The 22,996-nt window shown below is 68.9% G+C and carries 22 protein-coding genes and 1 pseudogene; 10 read left to right on the plus strand and 13 right to left on the minus strand.

Annotated features, from left to right (window positions below):
- On the minus strand, nucleotides 1–459 hold a 459-nt coding region (locus ABIA35_RS47140; RefSeq protein ID WP_370362355.1), incomplete at its 3' end, for a hypothetical protein.
- A gap of 703 nt (nucleotides 460–1,162) precedes the next feature.
- On the opposite strand from ABIA35_RS47140, the pseudogene ABIA35_RS47145 reads away from it, so the two are divergent.
- The 3 genes and pseudogenes from ABIA35_RS47145 to ABIA35_RS47155 form a co-directional block, all read left to right on the plus strand.
- A pseudogene (locus ABIA35_RS47145) lies at nucleotides 1,163–1,412 on the plus strand (transposase); the annotation flags it as partial.
- 555 nt (nucleotides 1,413–1,967) lie between these two features.
- Nucleotides 1,968–2,213, plus strand: coding sequence for a hypothetical protein (locus ABIA35_RS47150; RefSeq protein WP_370343805.1), 246 nt, complete (start codon nucleotides 1,968–1,970; stop codon nucleotides 2,211–2,213).
- 447 nt (nucleotides 2,214–2,660) lie between these two features.
- Nucleotides 2,661–2,825, plus strand: coding sequence for a hypothetical protein (locus tag ABIA35_RS47155; RefSeq protein WP_370362356.1), 165 nt, complete (start codon nucleotides 2,661–2,663; stop codon nucleotides 2,823–2,825).
- A 548-nt stretch (nucleotides 2,826–3,373) separates the two neighbouring features.
- On the opposite strand, the gene mgtA is transcribed toward ABIA35_RS47155, so the two are convergent.
- From mgtA to ABIA35_RS47175, 4 genes are all read right to left on the minus strand, one after another.
- On the minus strand, nucleotides 3,374–6,037 hold the full coding sequence (gene mgtA / locus ABIA35_RS47160) for a magnesium-translocating P-type ATPase (RefSeq protein ID WP_370362357.1): 2,664 nt from the start codon (nucleotides 6,035–6,037) through the stop codon (nucleotides 3,374–3,376).
- Complete coding sequence (locus ABIA35_RS47165; RefSeq protein ID WP_370362358.1) at nucleotides 6,034–8,403, minus strand: phosphoketolase; 2,370 nt, start codon at nucleotides 8,401–8,403, stop codon at nucleotides 6,034–6,036. Before ABIA35_RS47165 ends, mgtA begins: the two co-directional genes overlap by 4 nt.
- Nucleotides 8,400–9,197, minus strand: coding sequence for a slipin family protein (locus tag ABIA35_RS47170; protein WP_370362359.1), 798 nt, complete (start codon nucleotides 9,195–9,197; stop codon nucleotides 8,400–8,402). Before ABIA35_RS47170 ends, ABIA35_RS47165 begins: the two co-directional genes overlap by 4 nt.
- A 112-nt stretch (nucleotides 9,198–9,309) precedes the next feature.
- Nucleotides 9,310–9,804 carry a general stress protein gene (locus ABIA35_RS47175; RefSeq protein ID WP_370362360.1) on the minus strand — a complete coding sequence of 165 codons (495 nt, stop codon included), beginning with the start codon at nucleotides 9,802–9,804 and terminating at the stop codon, nucleotides 9,310–9,312.
- A 946-nt stretch (nucleotides 9,805–10,750) separates the two neighbouring features.
- Here ABIA35_RS47175 and ABIA35_RS47180 point away from each other — a divergent pair.
- The 3 genes from ABIA35_RS47180 (at nucleotide 10,751) to ABIA35_RS47190 (ending at nucleotide 12,667) form a co-directional block, all read left to right on the plus strand.
- Nucleotides 10,751–11,041 carry a GlsB/YeaQ/YmgE family stress response membrane protein gene (locus ABIA35_RS47180; protein WP_370362361.1) on the plus strand — a complete coding sequence of 97 codons (291 nt, stop codon included), beginning with the start codon at nucleotides 10,751–10,753 and terminating at the stop codon, nucleotides 11,039–11,041.
- Nucleotides 11,042–11,139: 98 nt separating this feature from the next.
- Nucleotides 11,140–11,865: an ANTAR domain-containing protein gene (locus ABIA35_RS47185; protein WP_370362362.1), complete on the plus strand. Its 726-nt coding sequence runs from the start codon at nucleotides 11,140–11,142 to the stop codon at nucleotides 11,863–11,865.
- Nucleotides 11,866–11,920: 55 nt separating this feature from the next.
- Nucleotides 11,921–12,667, plus strand: coding sequence for a GAF and ANTAR domain-containing protein (locus ABIA35_RS47190; protein ID WP_370362363.1), 747 nt, complete (start codon nucleotides 11,921–11,923; stop codon nucleotides 12,665–12,667).
- A gap of 90 nt (nucleotides 12,668–12,757) precedes the next feature.
- Here the strand turns inward: ABIA35_RS47190 and ABIA35_RS47195 are convergent, their stop codons facing one another.
- The 3 genes from ABIA35_RS47195 to ABIA35_RS47205 form a co-directional block, all read right to left on the minus strand.
- Nucleotides 12,758–13,738 (minus strand): NADPH:quinone reductase, encoded by a 981-nt coding sequence (locus tag ABIA35_RS47195; RefSeq protein WP_370362364.1) that lies wholly within the window; start codon nucleotides 13,736–13,738, stop codon nucleotides 12,758–12,760.
- Between the two features lie 79 nt (nucleotides 13,739–13,817).
- The gene (locus ABIA35_RS47200; protein WP_370362365.1) at nucleotides 13,818–14,663 is read right to left on the minus strand and encodes an SDR family oxidoreductase; all 846 of its coding nucleotides are present in this window, start codon (nucleotides 14,661–14,663) and stop codon (nucleotides 13,818–13,820) included.
- 58 nt (nucleotides 14,664–14,721) lie between these two features.
- Nucleotides 14,722–15,486, minus strand: a complete 765-nt coding sequence (locus tag ABIA35_RS47205; protein WP_370362366.1) for an SDR family NAD(P)-dependent oxidoreductase — start codon at nucleotides 15,484–15,486, stop codon at nucleotides 14,722–14,724.
- 221 nt (nucleotides 15,487–15,707) lie between these two features.
- Here ABIA35_RS47205 and ABIA35_RS47210 point away from each other — a divergent pair, with 221 nt between their 5' ends.
- Nucleotides 15,708–16,592: a helix-turn-helix transcriptional regulator gene (locus tag ABIA35_RS47210; protein WP_370362367.1), complete on the plus strand. Its 885-nt coding sequence runs from the start codon at nucleotides 15,708–15,710 to the stop codon at nucleotides 16,590–16,592.
- 145 nt (nucleotides 16,593–16,737) lie between these two features.
- Here ABIA35_RS47210 and ABIA35_RS47215 read toward each other — a convergent pair whose 3' ends face one another.
- The 4 genes from ABIA35_RS47215 to ABIA35_RS47230 all read right to left on the minus strand — a co-directional run bounded on the left by ABIA35_RS47215 (nucleotide 16,738) and on the right by ABIA35_RS47230 (nucleotide 19,298).
- Nucleotides 16,738–17,274, minus strand: a complete 537-nt coding sequence (locus tag ABIA35_RS47215) for a hypothetical protein (protein ID WP_370362388.1) — start codon at nucleotides 17,272–17,274, stop codon at nucleotides 16,738–16,740.
- Between the two features lie 157 nt (nucleotides 17,275–17,431).
- Nucleotides 17,432–17,716, minus strand: a complete 285-nt coding sequence (locus ABIA35_RS47220; RefSeq protein WP_370362389.1) for a MerR family transcriptional regulator — start codon at nucleotides 17,714–17,716, stop codon at nucleotides 17,432–17,434.
- A 476-nt stretch (nucleotides 17,717–18,192) separates the two neighbouring features.
- Nucleotides 18,193–18,741: a hypothetical protein gene (locus tag ABIA35_RS47225; protein WP_370362368.1), complete on the minus strand. Its 549-nt coding sequence runs from the start codon at nucleotides 18,739–18,741 to the stop codon at nucleotides 18,193–18,195.
- Between the two features lie 119 nt (nucleotides 18,742–18,860).
- The gene (locus tag ABIA35_RS47230; protein ID WP_370362369.1) at nucleotides 18,861–19,298 is read right to left on the minus strand and encodes an Hsp20/alpha crystallin family protein; all 438 of its coding nucleotides are present in this window, start codon (nucleotides 19,296–19,298) and stop codon (nucleotides 18,861–18,863) included.
- 112 nt (nucleotides 19,299–19,410) lie between these two features.
- Between ABIA35_RS47230 and ABIA35_RS47235 the strand changes: the two genes are divergently transcribed.
- A complete protein-coding gene (locus tag ABIA35_RS47235; RefSeq protein WP_370362370.1) occupies nucleotides 19,411–20,088 on the plus strand; it encodes an HSP18 transcriptional regulator in 678 nt (225 codons plus the stop codon).
- 289 nt (nucleotides 20,089–20,377) lie between these two features.
- On the plus strand, nucleotides 20,378–20,782 hold the full coding sequence (locus tag ABIA35_RS47240) for a hypothetical protein (protein WP_370362371.1): 405 nt from the start codon (nucleotides 20,378–20,380) through the stop codon (nucleotides 20,780–20,782).
- Between the two features lie 183 nt (nucleotides 20,783–20,965).
- On the opposite strand, the gene ABIA35_RS47245 is transcribed toward ABIA35_RS47240, so the two are convergent.
- Entirely contained in the window at nucleotides 20,966–22,015 is a 1,050-nt protein-coding gene (locus ABIA35_RS47245; RefSeq protein ID WP_370362372.1) for an aldo/keto reductase, read from the minus strand.
- A 75-nt stretch (nucleotides 22,016–22,090) separates the two neighbouring features.
- Here ABIA35_RS47245 and ABIA35_RS47250 point away from each other — a divergent pair, with 75 nt between their 5' ends.
- Nucleotides 22,091–22,627 carry a TetR/AcrR family transcriptional regulator gene (locus tag ABIA35_RS47250; RefSeq protein ID WP_370362373.1) on the plus strand — a complete coding sequence of 179 codons (537 nt, stop codon included), beginning with the start codon at nucleotides 22,091–22,093 and terminating at the stop codon, nucleotides 22,625–22,627.
- The last annotated feature ends 369 nt before the right edge of the window (nucleotides 22,628–22,996 follow it).

Here is a 22,996-nt window from a genome sequence, read left to right on the forward strand (position 1 = left end):
ATCCTCCGGAGCCCACACAGCATCGCCGGTATCGACATCCGCCAAATCCACCACCGTCGTCAACGTCACCGTCGCCGGACCCCCACCCGGCGCCATCTTCGGCAACCGGAACAGCGGAACATTCGTCCGGTCCTCCGGATACGACCGCTCATAACCGAATAGCCAGTTCGGCTGACTCCGATCGTGGCAGACGGCGATCCACCCGTGTCCCACCCGGTGCACGTTGCACAACAAAACGCGATTTGCCGGGACCGGGTCCAGAAAGTGATAGCAATCGATATCCGAGTCGGCCAGGCCGGTCAGCGCGATCTCGCTCCCGATCCCGCCGTTCCCATTCCGCCCCTTGATTCCGAAGGCAGGTGCTCCCGGGCCCTTCATGCGCATTTTCGCCAACTTGGCTTGGAGCTCCTCCACGGTGAACCGAGGTGCTGCGACGACAGGGTGCTGCTCGGCGTCCATGTAGTACTCCCTTGGCCTTGACAACGCCAGTCGAGCGGTGACTGAGTCGCCACCGCGCAGTGGCACCTTCGATTGATTCACGCATTCATGCTTGGCATCGCGGCCACGTCTCGCATGAAGCCGAATATGACTTCCACTGCGGCTCCCGCACGCCCGTACCGATTGGTCTGCGTAGGATGTGTATGTGGCTCTAGCGGATTCCCGGTAGCACGCTTCGGCTAACGAGTCACCAGGCTTGGCGACGGCACGTCGCGGCCTGGGCCAAATCGCGGCAGCTCGGAAGAAAGTGCAGGTCAGAGGTAAGGGATTTGCGTTTTGAAGGGATCCTCATGCCGACCGTCGTCAACCCCGGACGGGAACGCGACTGCGATAGACGATCGATTCCACGCGTTTGTCTGCCGCTGGCACGCTGCGTCGTCTGCCGGACTTGGTCACACGGTAGCTTCTAACCTGATCTGTCACCTTCAATCACGCCACCACCGCAATGCTGTCGAAGTGGCCTGATTTCTTCCAGCAGTCAGCTCCGCGCCCTTCACGCTCGGGTCTATACCGTGCCGCAGCCTGTGCACTAGCAACGTTGCAGAGGCTGCGGCACGTGGCGGGATACCAGGGTCGCGTCTTTGTGCAGCCGAGCGCGCCCGGGGCGCGCCCCGGGCGCGCAGGATGACCGGAACTCCGAGCGACCGTCGCCATCAGACGGTGTCGGCGTTCCTCCCGCAACGGCTGCCGCACCCGCGGGGTGGGACACCCGGATGGGCAGCATCGAGTTGGCGATCCCGAAGCTGCGCCCGGGCTCGTACTTCCCGGAGTGACTGCTGGAGCGGCGCCGCCGGGCCGAGCAGGCGCCGATGTCGGTGGTGGCGACCGCCTGCCTGCTGGGTGTGTCCACGCGGCGGGTGGAGCGGCCGGCCGCCGAGCCGGGGGTGAGGCAGCTGTCGAAGTCGCATGTGTCGAACGACGACGCACCCAGTTCTCCAACGTTCGCCGCTCGACATCGGTCAACACCAGCGGCTCAAGCCTCGGATCGCCAATACCCGCAGCACAGCGCGCAATCAGGGCCACGTCACGACCCCAGCAAAACCGCCACGGCCGAGCCACGACGCCTGATACACACCACAACACAAGTGGTGACGGCCAAACCCCAACTCAGCTCACTAGTCGGCGATGGTCGGCTTGGGCCAGGTGGTGGAGGCGCCGACCAGCAGCTCGGAGCGGAAGAAGCCGGGCTCCGCGACCGCGGTGTGGATGTTGTAGGACTCTCCTTCCCGATCCCTCGACAGCGACGGTGTTCAGCTCGTGCTCAAACGCCGGCCAGGGTCCGGGTGCTGGGGCGGAGGACGACGTCCAGCCCTCGAGAAAGCCACCCAGACGGCCCATACCAAATCGTTCTTAAAGTACGCAAAAACCGCAATGATCTTCCCAGATCACGTCACCACAGATCCACGTGACTCGGGACAACCTCGTCGTCCGTCCAAGGCGACCCTGACACTGCAGAGAGGGCACCCTCGATGAAGGCACGGAAGCAGAAGCTTAAAATCGGCGCCTGCGCCATGGCGGCGGCCGGTGCGCTGATGGTCGCGGCGCCGGCCGCGCACGCAGACGATTGGCATCGCGTCAGCACCTCCGACACTTGGGTGGGTTGTCAGTCGTATTTCGTCATCTACTACGGCGGCTGGCCTGTGGATCGGGTCAAGTGCGAACTCGACGGCTCGTGGACCCCGTGGCAGACCTACGGCGGCTACGTCTACTACTGATCCGCGTGGGACGGCCCATCCACGGCCGCCCCGGCTGACGCACGATTCGGGTCAGATGCCGATCTGCTACGCCGCTGCTCCACCTCCCGCCAGGCCCCTTTGACTCCCGACCCGAACTACGAGAGCCCGGACAGCATCGTTGAGAAGTCGCTCGCTGTGAACGGCACACAGGCTGCCGGTGGGCTTCGGAGGAGATACGCCCGAAGGGCGCCGCCCTGACCGCCGCGCCGTCAGCGGTCCAGGCCTGACGGCACGGCGCTTTGGCGGCTGCGTGGCCGGCGGTCGCCTCAGGACACTGGTCCTCGTGTGGGCTGGGGTCCTGGTCGGGCGTGGTCCGTGGGCCAGGACGCCCTGGCCCACATGGCGGCGATCATGGCCGCGCCCGGGTTGTTCCACCGTGCCGTGGACGGTTGTTGTCGCCCGGCGGCCGGCCAGTAGGATCTGCGGGTGCAGGCGCTCGACCACCAGCGGCAGGAGAGTGGCCACGGCGACCAGGAGCAGGTCGCGGATGGTCTGATCGACCAGCCTGTCGTGATCGAATACTCCGCTACCGGCTTTGACCTGGTCGATCTGCGCATACGATCGGTGGTCGTGGCTGTGCGACTGGTATAGAGGATTCTCGTTCAGGCGCTCTCTTGGCCGGGACTGTTGGCTCGGTCCTCAGCGTCGAAGGACGTCGAGTTACTCGCGCTGCGCCACGAGGTCGCGGTACTGCGCCAGGGAACTCGAAGCCGCGGATCGGCCGGACGGACCGGGCGTTGCTCGCCGCGCTGTCCCGGCTGCTACCCAAGGCGCTGCGCGCACACCGCATCGTCACTCCCGGCACACTCCTACGCTGGCACCGTCGCCCGCAGGGCCTATCCGCTGGGTGCTATCGACCACCCGACCGGTGCCTCGGCCAAGCAACTCGCCAGAGAACCGGCATTCCTGGCCTCGGGTGATCCCGTGACATGACCGGGTGTCCTGCACCAATACCGGGCCACTGGGTATGACCTGGCAGTTCAGGCTGCTGTTCGGTACTCGTTCACAGGCGATGGCGATGCCCGCCGTCGACACGATGGGCGTCATCGGCGCCCAGCACGCCGGCCCGCAGCTGGTTCAACCGCCTTTTCGCGGCAGCCGGGTGCGTCTGGTTCGTACGGCTGGCACTGCGCCCCCACCTATCCGGTTTGCGTGGCGGTGCTGAAATGTGTGGCGCGTCGCAGGAGATGACGACGTCTGTTGTCGAGCGGTGCCGTCGGGACGCTGGTGGCGGTGTCCCCGGAAGCGACTCGGTAGAAGATCTTCTTGCCGATCTCGATCAGGACCAGGTAGCCGGCGACCATCCCGGCCAGAGCCGCGAAGTAGGTGACCGGCAGGGGCTGGAAGCCGAGTGTGTGCGCCAGCGGCGTGGCCGGAAGCACTGCACCGATGGCGACCACGGCCAGGGCGGCCAGGGTGAGCGGGAGGCTGGGGTGGCTGCGGAAGAACGGGATGCGGCGGGTGCGGATGGCGAAGACGACCAGGGTCTGGGTGGCCAGGGACTCGACGAACCAGCCGGATCGGAACTGCTCCGGGCCGGAGTGGAAGACCCAGAGCATGACGGCGAAGGTGAGGAAGTCGAACACGGAGCTCAGCGGCCCGAAGCAGATCATGAAGCGGCGGATGAAGCCGATGTCCCAGTGCGAGGGCCGGCGCAGCTGCTCGGCGTCGACGTTGTCGGTGGGGATGGCCAGCTGGCTGGTGTCGTACAGCAGGTTGTTGAGAAGGATCTGGGACGGCAGCATCGGCAGGAAGGAAAGGAACAGCGACGCGCCGGCGGCCGAGGCCATGTTGCCGAAGTTGCTGGATGTGCCCATGAGCACGTACTTGATGGTGTTGGCGAAGATTCGGCGGCCTTCGGTGACGCCGTCGGCGAGGACGTCGAGGTCCTTCTCCAGCAGGATCACGTCGGCGGCGTCCTTGGCGACGTCGGTGGCCGAGTCCACGGAGATCCCGACGTCGGCGGCGTGCAGGGCGAGCGCGTCGTTGACCCCGTCGCCCAGGAAGGCGACACCGCCGACGGACAGCCGCTGCACGCGCACGATCCGGGCCTTGTCCTCGGGGCTGACCCGGGCGAACACGGTGGTCGTCGCGATCGCCGCCGCCAGCCGGGCGTCGTCGAGCACTTCGATGTCCGCTCCGGTCAACGCCTCGCCGCCACCGAGTCCCAGGTCGCGGCAGACCTTCAGCGCGACGGCGGCGTTGTCGCCGGTGACGACCTTCACCGCGATGCCGAGGTCGGCCAGCCGGCGCAGCGCCCCGGCGGCGTCCTGTTTCGGCGGGTCGAGGAACACCAGCAAGCCGATAAGGGTCAGACCCTCTTCGTTGTCGAGGGTCACCTGGGTCGCACCGTCGGCGGAGCGGGTGGCGACCGCGACGACGCGGTTCCCCGCGGCGAACTCCGTCTCCAGCGCCTTGCGCGCCGCGTCCGGCACGTCCAGGCAGCGGTCCAGGACGCTCTCCGGCGCGCCCTTGGTGATGATGGTCGCCTGTCCGGCGGCGTCCCGGACCAGAGTCGATGCCATACGGCGTTCGTGGTCGAAAGGCAGCGTCGCCAGGCGCGTGTAGTCGGCCAGCGCGGGCCGCTGGGCCTGGCCGGCAGCGGACTGCCACAGGGCCTGGTCGAGCGGGTTCCCGCCCACGGCCTGTCCGTCGGCTGCCGAGTTTTCGGTGCACAACAGCGCCCAGCGCAGCACGACCTCCTGGGCGGCACCTGCATCGTCTCCGGAGGCGACTGGAACGGCGCGCTCGTAGTCGATCCTTCCCGCGGTCAGTGTGCCGGTCTTGTCAGTGAACAGCATGTCGACGTCGCCGAGGTCCTCGATGCACACGAGACGCTTGACCAGGACTCTGCGCTTGCTCATCCGGCGCGATCCGGCGGCCAGGGAAGTGGAGACCACCGCGGGCAGCAGCTGCGGGGTGATGCCGACCGCGATGGCCAAGGAGAACAGCAGCGCGTCGATGATCGGCTTGTGCAGCACCACGTTCATGACGAAGATCGAAGTGGTGAGCGCACCGGCGACATAGACCAGCAGCATGGAGAACTTCCGCAGGCCGACCTGGAACGCGGTGTCCAGCGGGTGGGTGTCCAGCCCGGCGGCGATCTTGCCGAACTCGGTGCGGGGCCCGGTGGCCACCGCGATCCCGCGGCCGGTGCCGGCATGGACCACGGTGCCCATCAGCGCGCAGCCGGCGAGTTCGGCCAGCGGTGTCCCGGCCGGCACCGGATCAGGATTCTTGTCGACCGGCAGGGACTCCCCGGTCAGGACCGACTCGTCGCACTCCAGACCGGTGACGGCCAGCAACCGGATGTCGGCCGGGACGACGTCGCCCAGCCGCAGCTCGACGACATCACCGGGCACCAGCACGGTGACGTCCACCTCGACCGGCCGCCCGTCCCGCAGGACCACGGTCTCGTGATGGATCTGGGAGTGCAGGGCCTCGGCGGCCTTCTCGGCCCGGTACTCGTTGACGAAGCCGAGGCCGACCGACACCGCGACGATCACGCCGATGATGACCGCGTCGCTGCGTTCCCCGACCAGGAAGGAGACGACCGCGGCGGCCAGCAGCAGCCCCAGCAGCGGCGAGCGCAGCTGGTGCCAGAGCACCGCCAGGACGCGGGCTTTGTGCGAGGCCACGGCGTTCGGGCCGTACTCGGCCTGGCGCCGGAGGACCTCATCGCCGGACAATCCCTGGTCGGCCGACACCCCGAGTGCGCGCAGAACATCCTCGGCCGGCGACGCAGCCGCGGAGACGACGCCGCGCACCGGGTCGGCCGGCAGCGTCGGGGCGGTGGCCGTCATAGGGACGGCTCCCAGGTCCAGTCCAGGATCTCCGGCAGGTCCAGGCCGTGCAGGCCGATGTACCGGCCGTGCTCGACGAGCTTGTCCTGCATCAGCTGCCTGAGGTACTCGCCCCGGTCCCCGAGACCGGGTACCCGGTCGATGACGTCCTGGACCAGGTGGAAGCGGTCCAGGCGGTTCTGTACGCGCATGTCGAAGGGCGTGGTGATCGTGCCCTCCTCCACATAGCCGCGCACATGCAGGTTGCGGTTGGTCCGGCTGTAGGTGAGCCGGTGGATGAGCCACGGGTAGCCGTGGAAGGCGAAGATGATGTGCTTGTCCCCGGTGAACAGCGAGTCGTACTCCGCCTCGGTGAGACCGTGTGGATGGCTGGCGGCGGGCTGGAGTTTCATGAGGTCGACGACGTTGACGACGCGGATCAGCAGATCCGGCAGGTGCTCGCGCAGGATCGACACCGCGGCCAGCACTTCCAGCGTGGGAGTGTCGCCGCAGCAGGCCAGCACGACGTCCGGCTCGGCACCCTGGTCGTTGCTCGCCCACTGCCAGACTCCGGCGCCCTTAGTACAGTGCCGGGCTGCCTCCTCGATGGACAGCCACTGCGGCATCGCGCGCTTGCCCGCGACGATGACGTTGACGTAGTTCCGGCTGCGCAGGCAGTGGTCGGCGACGGACAGCAGGGTGTTGGCGTCCGGCGGCAGGTAGACGCGGACGATGTCGGCCTTCTTGTTGACGACGTGGTCCAGGAATCCCGGGTCCTGGTGGGTGAAGCCGTTGTGGTCCTGCTGCCAGACGTGCGAGGTGAGCAGGTAGTTGAGCGAGGCGATGGGGCGCCGCCACGGCAGCGCGGCAGTGACCTTCAGCCATTTGGCGTGCTGGTTGAACATCGAGTCGACGATGTGGACGAACGCCTCGTAGCAGTTGAACAGACCATGGCGTCCGGTGAGCAGGTAGCCCTCCAGCCAGCCCTGGCTCTGGTGCTCGCTGAGCATCGAGTCCAGGACCCGTCCGGACGGTGCCAGGAACTCGTCGTTCGGCAGAGTCCGCGCGTTCCACTGCCGGTCGGTCACCTCGAAGACGGCGCCCAGGAGGTTGGACAGGGTCTCGTCCGGGCCGAAGATCCGGAAGTCGCGCCGGTCGGCGTTGAGGGCGATCACACTCCTGAGGAACCGGCCCAGGACGGCCGTGTCCGGGGCCTGGACGGCACCGGGGGCGGGCACGTCCACGGCGTGGACCCGGAAGTCCGGCATCCGCAGGTCGCGCAGCAGCAGACCGCCGTTGGCGCGGGGGTTGGCGCCCATCCGCCGGTCGCCCTTCGGCGCCAGATCGGCCAGCTCCGGCAGGAGCCGGCCGTCGGCGTCGAACAGCTCCTGCGGCCGGTAGCCGCGCAACCAGCTCTCCAGCTGGGCCAGGTGCTCGAAGTGGGCGGCGTCCACGAGCAGCGGCACCTGGTGCGAGCGGAACGTGCCCTCGCATCCCAGCCCGTCGACGGTCTTCGGCCCGGTCCAGCCCTTGGGCGAGCGCAGGACGATCATCGGCCAGCGCGGCCGAGTGGCGTCGCCGGTGTCGCGGGCGGTGTTCTGATTGCGCCGGATGCCTTCGATCGCCTCGTCCACCGCGGCGGCCATCAGCCGGTGCATCTCGGCGGGCTCGTCGCCTTCGACGAACAGCGGTTCCCAGCCGCAGCCGCGGAAGAACTGCTCCAGTTCCCCGTGCTCGATCCGCGCCAGGATGGCCGGGTTGCTGATCTTGTAGCCGTTCAGGTGCAGGATCGGCAGGACCGCGCCGTCCCCGACCGGATCGAGGAACTTGGTGGAGTGCCACGCTGTCGCCAAGGGACCGGTCTCGGCCTCGCCGTCGCCGACGACGCAGGCGACGATCAGGTCCGGGTTGTCGAACACCGCCCCGAAGGCGTGGCTCAGCGAGTAGCCCAGCTCCCCGCCCTCATGGATCGACCCCGGCGTGGTCGGCGCGACATGGCTGGAGATCCCACCGGGAAAGGAGAACTGCTTGAACAGCTTCTTCAGCCCGGCCTCGTCCTCGCTCACATCGGGATAGACCTCGCTGTAGCTGCCTTCCAGATAGGTGTTGGCCACCAGCGCCGGGCCGCCGTGGCCGGGACCGGCGATGTAGATCATGTCCAGGTCGTACTCCTTGATGGCCCGGTTCAGGTGGACATAGATGAAGTTCTGGCCCGGCGTCGTCCCCCAGTGCCCTACCACCAGGGGTTTGACATGGGACAGCTCCAGCGGACGCCGCAGCAGCGGGTTGTCGTAGAGGTAGAGCTGGCCGACCGAGAGATAGTTGGCGGCGCGCCAGTAGGCGTCCATGGCGTCCAGGAGTTCCGTGGACGGGGTCGCGGTGCTCATTCGGCGCCCTCCTGATTCGGTATCGCCGACGCGGCCTCGCGGGCCAGGAAGGAGCCGAGCTCGCCGATGGTGCTCATCAACGGGGCCGGGAAGACGACGGTGGTGTTCTTGTCCACGCCGATCTCGACCAGGCTCTGCAGGTTGCGCAGCTGGAGCGCGAGAGGGTGGGCCATCATGATGTCGGCGGCGGCACCCAGGGCGTCGGCGGCCAGCGCCTCGCCCTCCGCGGCGATGATCTTCGCGCGTTTCTCCCGCTCGGCCTCCGCCTGGCGGGCCATGGCCCGCTTCATGCTCTCCGGCAGCTGGATGTCCTTCAGCTCGACCAGCGTCACCACGACACCCCACTCGACCGTGGCGACGTCGAGGATCTCCCGGATGTCGACGTTGATGCGGTCGGTCTCCGACAGCGTCTCGTCCAGCGTGTGCCGGCCCACGACTTTGCGCAGCGTGGTCTGGGCGATCTGGTTGATGGCCGACTGCACGTTCTCGATCGCCACCACCGACTTCTCGGCGTCCACGACGCGGTAGTAGGCGACCGCGGAAACGTCGACGCTGACGTTGTCGCGGGTGATGATGCCCTGGGACTGGATGGGCATGGTGACGATCCGCAGGCTCACCCGGTGCAGGATGTCGATGACCGGGACGATGACCTTGAGGCCGGCCCCCTTGACGCCGACGACACGTCCCAGGCGGAACAGGACCGCCTGCTCGTACTGTTTGACGACCTTGACGGCGAGAGCCAGGTAGAGAACCACCAAGGCGACGACGATGACGACGATCCAGGCGAACACCATGAGTACGGTCCTTACGTGGAAGCTGAGGGGAGAAGCCCGTCGGGTGCTGTGTCGGTGGCGGTCATCGTCGCTCTCCGGTGAAGGTACGGACCAGGCGAGGCGTCGGACCGCCTCAGCGAGGCGAGCCGGCCAGGATGGCGCGGGCGTGCTCGGCGTGGTCCGCGGACACCAGGACTTCGAACCGGCCGGGGACGATGGCGCTCCTGGACGCGAAGTCTCGGCGGCCGGCGGTCAGGCCGTAGCCGACCGCCGCGAAGACGCCGCCGAAGATCACGCCCCAGGTCAGGCCGAGGGACATCGCCCGCCCGAACGACGCGGTGGTCAAGATGTTGAGGAGCAGACCGACGAAGATGCCGAACCACGCCCCGCCGACCACGCCGGAGAGCAGGACCCTCGGCCAGGTGAGCCGTCCGGTGACCTGCTCGACCATCCGCAGGTCGCTGCCGATGATCTGGGTCGTCTCGACTTCGAAGCGCTGCTCGGCGAGAGCTTCGACGACGCTCTGCGCTTGGACGTATGTCGGGTAGGAACCCAGCGACGCCTGCTCGCCTCGAGGCTGCGCGAGGGCGTTCCGCAGGGCGGCCGACGTGCCGGTGTTGTTCATCATGACCGGCTCCATGCCTCGTCGGGACTCCGGAGGGGCGAAGTGCTCTCGTCGGACGCCGGCGGGACTGCGACGATCGCGCACCGGGCGTGCTGACACGAATGCCGTCGACCATCGAGCCGGGCGCCGGCCACGGCCCAGGCGAGTGCTGTCTTAGAACCCTGCGAACCATCGACTCCCACGACGATTCGCGGGGCCTCGCGGACGGTCTGGTCTGTCATGCCTATCTCCTGTTGAGTTGTCGTGGCCTGGCGGCGCGAAGGGACCAACCGGGCTCGTGTTGCCCGGCCGGTCATCGGAGATGAGTAGCACGTCGTCGCACGCCGATCGCTCGCGGACACCGGCTGAGCAGCCACTGGCGGGCGGGCTGGGACTGCGCCGCGCTGAAGCACCGTGAACGGATGAGCAGCGTGGTGGGCGGCGGCGAGTCTCGCCGGCTAATGAGGTCTACTCAGTTGCGGCACCGCGCTTTGCCGGTGCGCCGATGGATGGTGAGGGGCCAACAGTCACCGAGGACCTGAGCGACGACACCATCGTACGCTGCTCACGACCGCATGGACCCCGCCGGGAACGCTGATCTTTCGAGGACGGTCCGAGAGTCGCACTCGGCCAATGCCAAGGCCATGATGGGCGCGGGAGCCGACGCTGTCACCGCGAAGATCTGCGGCGGTGCGTGCGGTGAGGCAGTCCTGCTGATGGGACGGCTGTTGCCGGTCTTGCGTTTGGCGCCGGCGGTGATTCGTGGCGGGGTCGTCGTGGGAGCAGTAGGCTGACAGTGTCACCCCGGACCCCGGCGGCGTCAGCATCCACGGCAATCGCGGATCTGCTGCGACGGTTCGGGGTCTGCCATGTACGGGCCGCGCTTTGGAACGCTCCGAGCGCCACTCGTCGGGAACCGAAGCCCGTGACCGCGCAGCTGAGGGGCGATTCCTTCCGCATCGGAGTTCCCATGGGCGTCATCGCCTGGATCGTGCTCGGACTGATCGTCGGCCTGATCGCCGACAAGGTCATGGGCAGCCCGCACGGCATCGTCGTCACCACAGTCATCGGCATCGCCGGAGCCCTTCTCGGCGGCTGGATCGCCGACAAGCTGTTCCACGTCGACAACATCCGGGGCTTCTTCAACATCTCCACCTGGATCACGGCCCTGGCCGGTGCCGTCGTCCTGCTCGCCGTGGTCCAACTGGTCACCACCCGCGGCGGCATCGGCTCCTCGCGTCGGCGCGGCCTGCACCGCTGACCCGGCGCGGGGTCCGGCGCGGCCCGGCGGGCGGGGACTACCGTGGGCAGTGACCGGCGACGGGGACTCGCACAGCTCACAGGGAAGGCGGTGTCGGCGTGGTCAGCGATCGGATGGCGATGGTCCTGGCGTTGCTGGACCGCGCTTCGGCGCCGAACGGCACCGGCGGCGGGTTGTCGATGACGGCCTGCGCGGCGGCCTCGACCGCGCTGGGGGTCGACGGCCTGTGCGCCGTGATGGGCACCGGGGCCGGCGGTACGGTGCTGGCGTTCGGCGCCCAGGCGATCAGTGCCGCGCTGGAGGACCTGCAGTTCACCCTCGGAGAGGGCCCTTCCCTGGAGGCCGTGACCACGGGGACTCCGGTACTGGTGGCCGAGGTGGCCGCGGCGGCGCACCGCTGGCCGGCGTTCACCGGCCCGGCTCTGGACCTGGGCGTGAACGCGGTCTTCGCCTTCCCGCTGCGGATCGGCGCGATCGACCTCGGCACGCTCACCGCCTACCGCACCACGACCGGGCCGTTGAACCCCGGTCAGGTCACCGACGCCCTGGCCCTGGCCGACGCCGTCACCCTCACCGTGCTGCACCGCCAGTCCGCCGAAGGCGCCGGCCCGGACGATCAGCCGGGTCCGGGGTGGGCGGCGCCGGTGACCTACCGCGCCGAGGTCCACCAGGCCACCGGCATGGTCAGCGTCCAGCTCGGAGTGAGTTTGGCCGAGGCCCTGGCTCGGCTGAGGGCCTTCGCCTTCGGGCGGGATCTGCTCCTGGCCGACGTCGCCGCCGACGTGGTGGCCCGCCGCCTGCGCTTCGACGGGGAAGACCGGTGAGGGCCACCGGCGCCGTGGGGTTCGGCGGCCTTGGATACAGGTCTACCGTGGAGGTATGCCCGTGACTCGTGAACGACAGCTCGTCGAGACGTTCGTCGAGGTGGCTGACACCCTGGTCGACGACTTCGACGTCATCGACTTCCTGCACCAACTCGCCGAACGGTGCGTGCAGCTTCTGGACGTCGATGCCGCCGGCATCATGCTCATCGACCAGCGCGGCAACCTGCACGCCGCCGCGGCCTCCACCGAGAACGCCCGGCTGCTGGAGCTGTTCGAGCTGCAATCCGACGCCGGGCCCTGCATCGACTGCTGCCGCACCGGCACACCCGTGGTCAACGCCGACCTGACCACCAACGCCGCACGCTGGCCCCGCTTCGCCGAAGCCGCCCAAGCCGCCGGATTCCTCGCCGTCCACGCCCTGCCGCTGCGCCTGCGCGAGACCGTCATCGGCGCGTTGAACCTGTTCGCCGCCGACAGCCGGACACTGACCGATGAGGACGTGCGCGTCGGCCAAGCGCTGGCGGACGTGGCGACCATGGGCATCCTGTCCCAGCGCGGCATCCACCAGGCCGAGCTGCTGGCCGCCCAGCTCCAGAACGCCTTGAACAGCCGCATCACCATCGAACAAGCCAAGGGCGTGCTGGCCGAACGCCGCCGCATCAGCGTCGACGAAGCCTTCACGCTGCTGCGCGGCTATGCCCGCGACCACAACCTGCGACTGTCCGACGTGGCCCGGGACGTCGCCAACGGCTCGGCGACCGCCGCGGAGCTGCTGCACGGAACCGGCGACCGCATCGCCTAGTCAGCCGATCGCGGGTCCTGCCGGCACTACGTGAGTTGGTTTCGGCACCAAGTAGCTGGTCACAAAACGCATCCACGCCCGCCTCGGCGGCTACGCGGGGATCGTGACCAGGACTCGGCCTCGGCCGCCGGCGTCGACGCGGTCGTGGGCTTCGGCGATCTCCTCGAGCGGATAGTGGTCACCGGCATCGACGGTGAGGGCGCCGATGGCAGCCGCGGCGGTGAGGTCTCGGGCGGCCTGGCGTTTCGCCTCCACAGGGAAGTCGTCGCTGCCGAGCAGGCGCAGGGTCACGTTGGCGAACAGCAGGGGCCAGAAGGGAAGTTCGGTCCGGTCGGCGCGGGTCGCGTAGGCGGCGATCACCGCGTCGTTCGCGACGACCGCGGTGTCCAGGTCGGCGTTGTCGGACAGGGACACCTCGATGATGCGGTCCACGCCCTGCGGCGCATGCGCGCGGATCGCTGTGGCCGCGTTGTCCAGGTCGAGGGCGACGGCGTGGGACACCACGGCGGGGTCCACGCGGTCCAGGTCCTCGCTGTGCCGCACGGTGCCGATAACCGTGGCCCCGCCCCAGCGGGCAAGCCGGGCGGCCAGCGAGCCGACCCCGCCGAGCACCCCGTGGACCAGCACGAGCTTGCCGTCGACAGGGCCGTCGCTGAACACGGTGCGGTGGGCGGTGATCCCGGGGATACCCAGGCTCGCCCCGAGTTCATCGCTCAGGTGGTCCGGCAGCGGCACCGCCAGGTCCTCGGGTACGACGGTGTACTGGGCTGCGGTGCCGAAAGGCCGGTAGGACTGGGCGCCGTACACCCATACCCGCTGTCCGATACGGCGTTTGTCGACTCCCTCGCCGACGGCGTGGATGGCGCCGGCCGCGTCGCTGTGCGGGATCACCCGAGGGTAGGGCATCGATGAGCCGAGCCAGCCGCGCCGCTTCTTGGTGTCACCGGGGTTGACACCCGACACGGTCACGCGGACGCGGACCTCGCCGGGGCCGGGCTGCGGGTCGGGCAGTTCGCCGACGTGGAGCACGTCGGCGGCCGGCCCCTGTCGTTCGTACCAGGACGCCAACATGCGGAACCTCCGTAGCATTTCAGCTCGCGTGCTCGTCGAGCGTATGCGGATCTTCCTTGGGATGGGTGATACCGACGCCTCAGCCTGTGGTGTCGTCGTGGGCCAGGCTGCCTCCCAGTTCGCGGGAGGCCTCGGCTTGGGCCAGCAGTTCGTTGGCCTTGGCCTCGACGCCTTCGATGGCGTCGGCGCCTGCGACGAAGCGCAGCGGCGGCTGCTTCTGGTCGGCGATGGTCAGCAGGGCCCGGGCGAGCTTGGCGGGGTCGCCGGGCTGCTGACCGCTCATGCTCTTCCACGCCGCGATGGTGGCGGTGGTGCGCTCGGCGTAGTCGGCGATGGTCGGCTCGGGCCAGGTGGTGGAGGCGTCGACCAGCAGTTCAGTGCGGAAGAAGCCGGGCTCCACGACCGTGGTGTGGATGTTGAAGGGCTCCACGTCGTAGCGCAGCGACTCCATCCAGCCCTCGACGGCGAACTTGGAGGCGGCGTAGGCGACGCAGAACTCCTGGCCGATCAGGCCGGCAGAGGAGGACAGGGTGATGACGTGCCCGGCACGCTGCCCGCGAATGATCGGCAGGACGGCACGGGTGACGTTCATCGGGCCGAACAGGTTGGTCTCGAACTGCTGGCGCATCTGCTCCGGGGTGATCTCCTCGAAGTAGCCGGCGAAGAAGTTCCCGGCGTTGTTGATCAGGACGTCGATGCGGCCGAACCGGTCGACGGCGGCCTGCGCCGCCGTGTACGCGTCGTCCAAGCTGGTGACGTCCAGCTTGGTGACCAGCAGGTTGTCGGCCGGCCCGCCCAGGGTCTCCTCGACCTCCTCGGGGCGGCGCCCGGTGGCCACGACCTGATGGCCGGCCGCGAGGGCTTCGCGAGCGATGTCAGTGCCCAGACCGCGACCCGCACCGGTGATGAAGATGACCTTGCTCATGAGGGGTTCCTTCCAGGAGATGCCGTAGTCGGCATCGGGATTCGTGGGTGACAGCCGGTCAGGCCTGGTCGGTGGGCATGATCCACAGTTCGCTGACAGCGGCGTGCCGGGGGCGGGTGACCATGTAGGCGACGCCGTCGGCGACGTCTTCGGGGGCGAGGACCTCGGTCTGGGCGTAGAAGGGTTCGATCATCGCGTCGCGGACCTCGGAGGTGTTGTGCGAGCCCAGTTCGGTGTCCACACCACCAGGCTCAAGGACACCGACTCGCACGTGCCGCTTGGTGACTTCCTGGCGCAGCGACTCGGTGAATCCGTTGACGCCGAACTTGGTGAGGTTGTAGACGCCGTAGCCGCCCCAGGCCACGCGGCCGGCGATCGAGCTGATGTTGACGATGTCGGCGGCCCGGCGCGGACCGTCATCGGCGGCGTGCAGCAGGTGCGGCAGGGCGGCTCGGGTGGTGGACAGCAGGCCTTGGACGTTGACGGCGATCATGCGGTCCCAGTCCTCGGCATCCGCGCCGACGACCGGGCCCAGCAGCATCAGGCCGGCGTTGTTGACCAGGATGTCCAGCCGTCCGAACCGGTCGACGGTCTGCTGGACTGCCGCCTCGGCCTGGGAACGGTCGGTGATGTCGGCTTCCACCGCCAGCGCGGTGCCGCCGGCCTTCCCGATCTCGGCGGCGAGGTCTTCCAGACGGTCCTTGCGGCGGGCCACCAGCGCGACCGCGGCGCCGTGCTCGGCGAGCCGGCGGGCGGTGGCGGCGCCGATGCCGCTGCTCGCGCCGGTGACGAGCGCGACCGTGCCGGTCAGTTTCGATGACATGGGTATTCCTCGGTCTGGGGGACGTCGGGCGGGGCAGCCGGCGGGCGTCACACCAGGTGAGCCGACCAGCGCCATGATCACTGCGGTGCAGTGATCCCGCTATCCAGCCAACCACCGGCCGACCCCGCCTGGACCGCCGTACCAGGCACCGTCGTTCCGGGGGTCTGCCAGTACCCCTTTCCAGGTCACCGGCCCACTGGAGTCCGCCGTACGGTGGAGGCATGGACCGCAGCGCCGAGATCCGCGAGTTCCTCCGCACCCGCCGGGCCCGGATCACCCCCGAACAAGCCGGCCTCGCCCCGTACGCGGGTGTCCGCCGGGTTCCGGGGCTGCGCCGCGAGGAAGTCGCCCAGCTCGCCGGGGTCAGCGTCGACTACTACATCCGCCTGGAGCGCGGACGCACCCACGGCGTCTCCGAATCAGTCCTGGACGCCGTCGCCCGCGCCCTGCAACTGGACGACACCGAACGGGCCCACCTGTTCGACCTCGCCCAGCCCTCCGCCACCGGCGCCCGTCGACATCCGCCGCTCAGCCCCCAACGGGTTCGCCCGGTTGTGTACCAGGCTCTGGACGCACTCACCGTCCCGGCGCTCATCCAGGGGCGACGCATGGACGTCCTGGCCGCCAACCGGCTCGCCTCGGCGGTGTTCACCGACTTCCAAGCCCGGCCCCACCGCGAACGCAACTTCGCCCGCTACGTCTTCCTCGACCCGGCCGCGCGCGACCTGTACGCCGACTGGGAACGAGCCGCCGGCGACTGCGTGGCCAACCTGCGCCTGTACGCCGGACGCCACCCCGACGACGCCCGACTCACCGAGCTGATCGGCGAGCTGTCCGTACACAGCGACGCCTTCCGCCGCCTATGGGCCGGCCACGATGTCCTGGCCCACACCACCGGCACCAAACGCCTGCACCATCCGCTCGTCGGCGACATCACCCTCGACTACGTGGTCATGGCCGTCGAAGGCGACCCCGACCAGGCCCTCGTCATCCTGACCCCCGAACCCGCCTCACCCTCCTCCGAGGCCCTCGCCATCCTCGCCAGCTGGACCAGCACACCCCTCACCAGGCCGCACCCTGAACAGACGCACAACCCAGCCAGCTGACACCCCCGCCATCGCCCGACGGTGCGGCAGCCCTGGATGCCGCGCGGTGGGAGCTACCGCGCGAGGTCGGCAAAGCCCCGCGCCTTGATCGCATAGGCAACGGAGAGGTGATCGACATACGGCAGGTCGACTTGGCGGGCGCGGTCTATTGCCGCCCCAGGGCCGGCTCGGGCTCGGTTTGGTTCCCGATGCTCCAGCTGGCCAACAGACTCAGCGCATCGGCGTCGCGGCCGCCGGGTGCGACGCCGCACACGATGAGGGACAGCCCTTCGTCGGCGGCCAGTGCCATGGCTTCGTAGTGGACGGTGATCGGGCCGGCGATCGGGTGGTTGAGGCGTTTGGCGCCGGTGGTATGGCGGTGGACGTCGTGGGCGGCCCAGCGTTGGCTGAAGGTGTCGCCGCGGGTGGACAGCTCGCCGATGAGATCGGACAGAGCCTTGTCGTAGGGGTTGCGGCCGGCCTCGGCGCGCAGGGAGGCGACGTTCTGGTCGGCGACGGCGTCCCAGTCGGGGTAGAACGCCGGGGCGGCCGGGTCCAGGAAGGTGAAGCGGGCGGCGTTGACGGGCCGGGCCGGGCTGTTGAAGATCGGCGCGAACAGTGCGCGGGCCAGAGTGTTGCCGGCTAGCAGGTCCAGGCGGGCGTTGCGGATGTAGGCCGGGACGCCGTCCATCGCCCGCAGCATGCTCACAAGCGGCTTCTGAAGCCCGCGGAAGATGACCCCGGCTATCGCCGCTTTTCTGCACGGTGTCGATGTGCAGACCCGCCGGATTCTCAGCGATCTGCCGCCTCCGCCGGCACTCGGTGGCCGCGCTCTCCGTCGTGGGCAGCACACGCCCAAGCTATGACCCCGGTGCTGGGCCGGAGTCTGCTTGAGCGGCTTGGCGGAGTTGCTCGTTGAGCCGGTGGGCTTCCTGCAGTTGGTCTTCCAGGACGATGATCCGGCAGGCGGCGTCGACGGGGGTTCCGGTATCGACGAGTTCGCGGGCGCGGGCGGCCAGGCGCAGCTGGTAGCGGGAGTAGCGGCGGTGGCCGCCTTCGGAGCGCAACGGGACGAACAGTTTGGCTTCGCCCAATGCCCGCAGGAAGGCGGGCGTGGCGCCGATCATCTCGGCGGCCCGGCCCATGGTGTAGGCCGGATAGTCGTCATCGTCCAGCCGGTCGGCCGGGGTGGGGCTGATCCTGTCTGTCACTTGCACCTCATCTGCGCTGGAACGCGGTAAGGGGCCCGGTGCCGTACGGCACCGGGCCCTGAGGGAATTAACACCATCCACCTACCGACGAGACGTCGGCTTACTTTTCCGCGCAGGGCGCTTGCCTATGCCGTGGCGCGGGGATCTCGGACTGCTGACCGGGGACCACCTTCCAATCCGGGGCCTGACCTGCCCACCCGGACACAACGTGCCGTCCGGGCGATCCTGATGGTGTTTCCTCCTGTTCTCTACGGGTCCTACTGACCGGGTACTACACATGCGGTACTTCTCGGCAGCTCCGGGCTCTTCCCGGCTGTCGGCTCCTGGACCTGTACTGCTGGTTCCGGAACCCTATTGCCGTCCTGCTCGCGCGCCAGTTCGTGTCTGTCGCGCCCTACCGACTACTTCGCTTACGAGAGAAACCATACCCACGCGGATCGCGAATGTCTACATCGCTGGCTACAGATTTTCGCGAGCCGCCGGGCGAGGTGTGCTCCTTCCGGTGCATGGATCCATGGATCGGGGCTCCGGCCGGTGAGGGCGCCTGGCCGGGCGGCCGGGAACGGGTATCGGTGGATCTGTACGGCCAGTTCAGTCAGCTCGGCCTGCATCGCGGTCAGGGTGGCACGCTGCTCGTCGGCCGGCTCTGCTCTTCCAGAGGCGACGTCCACCGAGCCCGGCAGCGTCTTGACGAACCGGGCCTGTTGGGCGTCCAGAACCAGGAAGCGGTGCTTGAGCTCGCCACGATCGTCAGGGATCTCCGGGTCGTGCGTGTCGGCGATGATGCCGCGCTCGTAGATGCCGAACTCGTGCTGGATCAGAACAGCGTCCACGCCGGCGGAGGCCAGCCGGTCGGCGGAGGCCAGCCGGTCGGCGGAGGCCAGCCGGTCGGCGGCGGCGGCGGGATAGCCAGCTGGATCGTCGGGCGTGGGTGAACCGCTCGGAATCGGCGTCGGCATCGGGGGCGACGCCGAGGATCGCGGAGAAATCCTGGATCATGCCGACTCCACTGCGTTCCGCCTCTGGTGTCCGCGGAGGGGTCGCGGCCACCAGAGGCGGTGACATGCCGTGTGGCGTGTCAGGCGTTGATCGCCTTCTTCCCACCGCTGGCGGTGATCTCGACCTTGCGGGGCTTGGCCTTCTCGGCGACCGGGATGCGCAGGGTCAGCACGCCGGCGTCGTAGTCGGCCTTGATGTTCTCGGTGTCCAGGGTTTCGCCGAGGAACAGCTGGCGGGAGAACGCGCCCAGGGGCCGCTCGGAGATCTCCACCTTCGTCTCGCCGATCGCGGTGGGGCGGCGCTCGGCCTTCACCGTGAGCACGTTGCGTTCGACGTCGACGTCGATGGCGTCCAGGGACACGCCGGGCAGGTCGAAACAGACCACGAACTCGTCCCCTTCGCGCCAGGCGTCCAGGGGCATCGGGTTGGGGCGGGTCCAGGTGCCCGCGGCGGTGGTCCCGAGCAGCTGCTGGGCGATGCGGTCCAGGTCACGGAACGGGTCGGTGCGCATCAACATGGGGGTCACCTCCAGGTGAGTGGTCGACCGGGCGGTCGACTCGCTGACGGATTCAGGTATAGCATGTCATCGGAACGACGACAAGTGATGGCGTCGCCGAGGAGATGACACGATGGAACACGCGCAGCGCAGCCCGTCGGCGGCGGACCTGGCCGCCTTCGACACGGGCACCGCTCTGGGAAAGATCACGCAGGCGATGCACGCGGCCCAGGCACCGCAGGGCGCACCCGGCCAGGCCGAGGCACCGTTGAGCGCCAACCAGGTGCTGGCCGCGCTGACGTTGCTGCGCGAGCTGCGCACCGAGATAGCCGGCTGGGAGCCCGAACTCATCGAGGCCGCCCGCGCCCTGGGCACCAGCTGGGCCGATCTGGCCCCGGCCCTGGGCGTCGCCAGCCGCCAAGCTGCCGAGCGCCGCTACCTGCGGCTGCGTCCTCCGCCCGACGGCGTGGTCGGCACCGGCGATCAACGGGTGGCCGCCGAGCGGGACAAGCGGGCCGGGGACAAGGCGGTAGCGGTCTGGGCGCGGGACAACGCCGCCGGGCTGCGGCAGCTGGCCGGACAGATCGGCGCACTGACCGACCTGGGCTCCGGCGCAGAGGCCGGCCTGACCGCACTGCACGACGCCCTGGGCCGGGATGACGCCACAGATCTGCTGGAACCGCTTGCCGACACCCGCGGACTACTACAACCCGGCCATCCAGGTCTGGCTGAGCAGGTCGGGCAGTTGGGCACCAGCATCGCCGAGCTGCGGGCCGCCTCCGACCGCAGCCGCCGCCCCTCCCCGTCGTGAACACGAGACAGACAGTCGCTTGAAAGGAGGCCCCGTGATGGTGGTGCGTTTTCGAGTCGTTCCTGGAACAGGTGATCGAGCGCGGCGAGTACCGCGACCGCCACGGAGCCGACCGCCGAAGGCGGCGACCTGCCCGACCCCGCCCGCTTCGCCAAGCTGCTCACCGACCGCCTGGCCAACACCGTGTAGCAACACCCACGGCCACGACACACGCGGTGCGGCCCACCCGACCAACGGGCCGCACCATCGCTCAACCATCAGCCCCACGCCCAACCGTGACAACACTCCCGTGACCACCATGACCGTGTCGATGCTCGCCGTCCCCGCCATGAGCAGCCGCCATCACCTGCTGCCCGTTCTGGACGCCGCCGTCCACGCCTCCCGTGAAGCCCACGAAGCCACCCGCTCCCACACCGACACAGTCCTGGCCTGCCAGCATCTGCCGGCCGAGGTCTACCAGTACGCGCCCCACCTTTCGCACGCCGCCCACGCCCTCACCACCGCCGGCCGCGCCTTGACCACCGCCACCGGCGACGCCACCGCCAACCCCACACCCGACAACATCTACGCACTGCACCGCGCTACCGCCGACCTGACCGGCGCAACGGCCGCCCTGCGCTACCAAACCGCCGCACTGGCGAGCGCCGCCAGCTGGTACAGCACGCCGACGGCACTGCCGTCGACCGCCCCCTGAAGCCAGCCGGCGCGAAGGACCTCACGCCAAGCGAAGAGCGAGGACACCCGCCCCGGTGGCTGAGAAGGCGGACCAGAGGGCGGCATCGTTGGTGGTCCATCTCGCCGAGCTCGATGACGCAGGATCCTCAAGGGATGAGGAGGGCATCGGCCCGGGTGGCAGCACCGGAGCGGACGACGGGGTTCATGACAGAGCCATTCCGGGGACGCGCTTGCGGATGGCCTCCATCTCGGCTTCGTCGGAGACGCCCTGCCAGTCGTGTCGGGGGGTGTAGGAGGCTTCCAGGGCGCGCGCCTGATCGTCGGTGAGCTCCACATCGAGGGAGGCGACCGCCTCGTCGATCTGCCGGATCGAGCCGGCGCCGACCAGCGGCGCGGTGACGACCGGCTGGCGTCGCAGCCAGGCGAGGGCGACCTGGGCGCGGCTGACGCCGTGGGCGCCGGCGACCTGTCCGACCGCGTCGATGATCGCGTGGTTGGCCGCCTCCTGTTCGGGCGAGTAGAGCAGGTCCGCGTAGGCGCCGTCCGTCTCGGAGCGGGCCGTCGAGCGGGCGTCGTCCCAGGCCCGGGCGAGGCGGCCGCGGGCCAGCGGCGACCAGATGATCGTGCCGACGCCCTCGTCCAGGCACAGCGGGATCATCTCGCGCTCCTCCTCGCGGGCGAGCAGGTTGTAGTGGTCCTGCATCGACACGAACCGGGCCCAGCCGTTCTGCTTCTGGAGGTGCAGCGCCTTCGCGAACTCCCACGCGTGCATGGACGAGGCGCCCAGGTAGCGGACCTTGCCGGCCTTCACCAGGTCGCTGAGCGCTTGAAGGGTCTCCTCCCAAGGGGTGGAGTGGTCGTTGCGGTGGATCTGGTAGAGGTCGATGTAGTCCGTGCCCAGGCGGCGCAGCGAGTGGTCGACCTCGGTCATGATCGCCTTGCGCGACAGGCCGCGGCCGTTGGGTCCCAGCCTCATCGGGTGGCGCAGCTTGGTGGCGATCACCATGGCGTCGCGGTCGGCGAAGTCCTTGAGTGCGCGGCCGAGGATCTCCTCGCTGGAACCGTTGGAGTACATGTTCGCCGTGTCGAAGAAGTTGATCCCGGCCTCCACCGCGTGCTTGATGAGCGGTCGCGCGTCCTGTTCGCCCTTCGACCAGACCGGGTGCCCGCGGTCGGGCTCGCCGTAGGTCATCGCGCCTATCGCGATCGGGGAAACGTCCAGGCCCGTCGATCCGAGCTTGATGTACTGCATGATGCTCCTTAGAGTAAGTGGAGAGCTCTCCATTAAACGTAGTGGAGAACTCTCCATTTAGTCGAGTGAGGTCCAGTGGTCCGTTCGGACGCCCGCGAGAACAGGGCACGCATCCTCGCCGCCGCACGCGAAGCACTCGCGGCGGACGGCAGCACGTCGACGAACCAGATCGCCCAACGCGCCGGCGTCGGTGCGGGCACCCTGTACCGCAACTTCCCCACCCGCGAAGCCCTGGTCCTGGCCGTCTACCAGGACGAGGTGGCACGCATCGTCAACACCGTGCCCGGCCTGCTGGCCGAGCTGCCGCCCCTGGAAGCACTCCGCCGCTGGACGACCGACCTCGTCGAGGCCATGCGCAGAAAACACGGCCTCGGCGACGCCCTCAGCCCGGGCGCGCACCAGGCGATCACCGAGCAGACCTACGGGCCGGTCATCGCCGCGATCACAGAACTCCTCGACGCCGGCAAGAAGGAAGAAAGCATCCGCCTGGACGCCGACCCAGGCGACTTCCTCCAACTCACCGGCGCCCTGTGGCGCGCCGCGTCCAGCCCCGAGGACCGGGCACCCCACATGCTCGCGCTCATCCTCGACGGACTCCGCACGCACCGGTAAACACCACGCACGAGACAGGTCCCCATCTCCTGATACAACGCACCCCGCAGCTCGGCCGGACCGAACGCGTCCACCTGCAGACCTCTACGACAGCGCCGACGGCCGCGCGCTCCTGCACGTCGAAGTCGGCTGGTGCGCGACCGGCTCCGAGGAAGGTCACGCCCGAACACACGATCCGAGCATCCTCATGCGTTCACCAGGCTCGGCGACTGTCTCGGCGCCGTCGATGTCGCCCGCAAGATCTTGCTCAACGTCACGTTCGAGATCGCCGCCCACCGCTTCACTCGCGACCACGGGGCAGCAGCGTGCGCCACCGGGCCGGCAGAGTCACGGTTGAACAGCCCGAGCGTGATGAACCGTGCGAGTTGC

This window comes from Catenulispora sp. MAP12-49, from assembly GCF_041262705.1.
GTDB lineage: Bacteria > Actinomycetota > Actinomycetes > Streptomycetales > Catenulisporaceae > Catenulispora.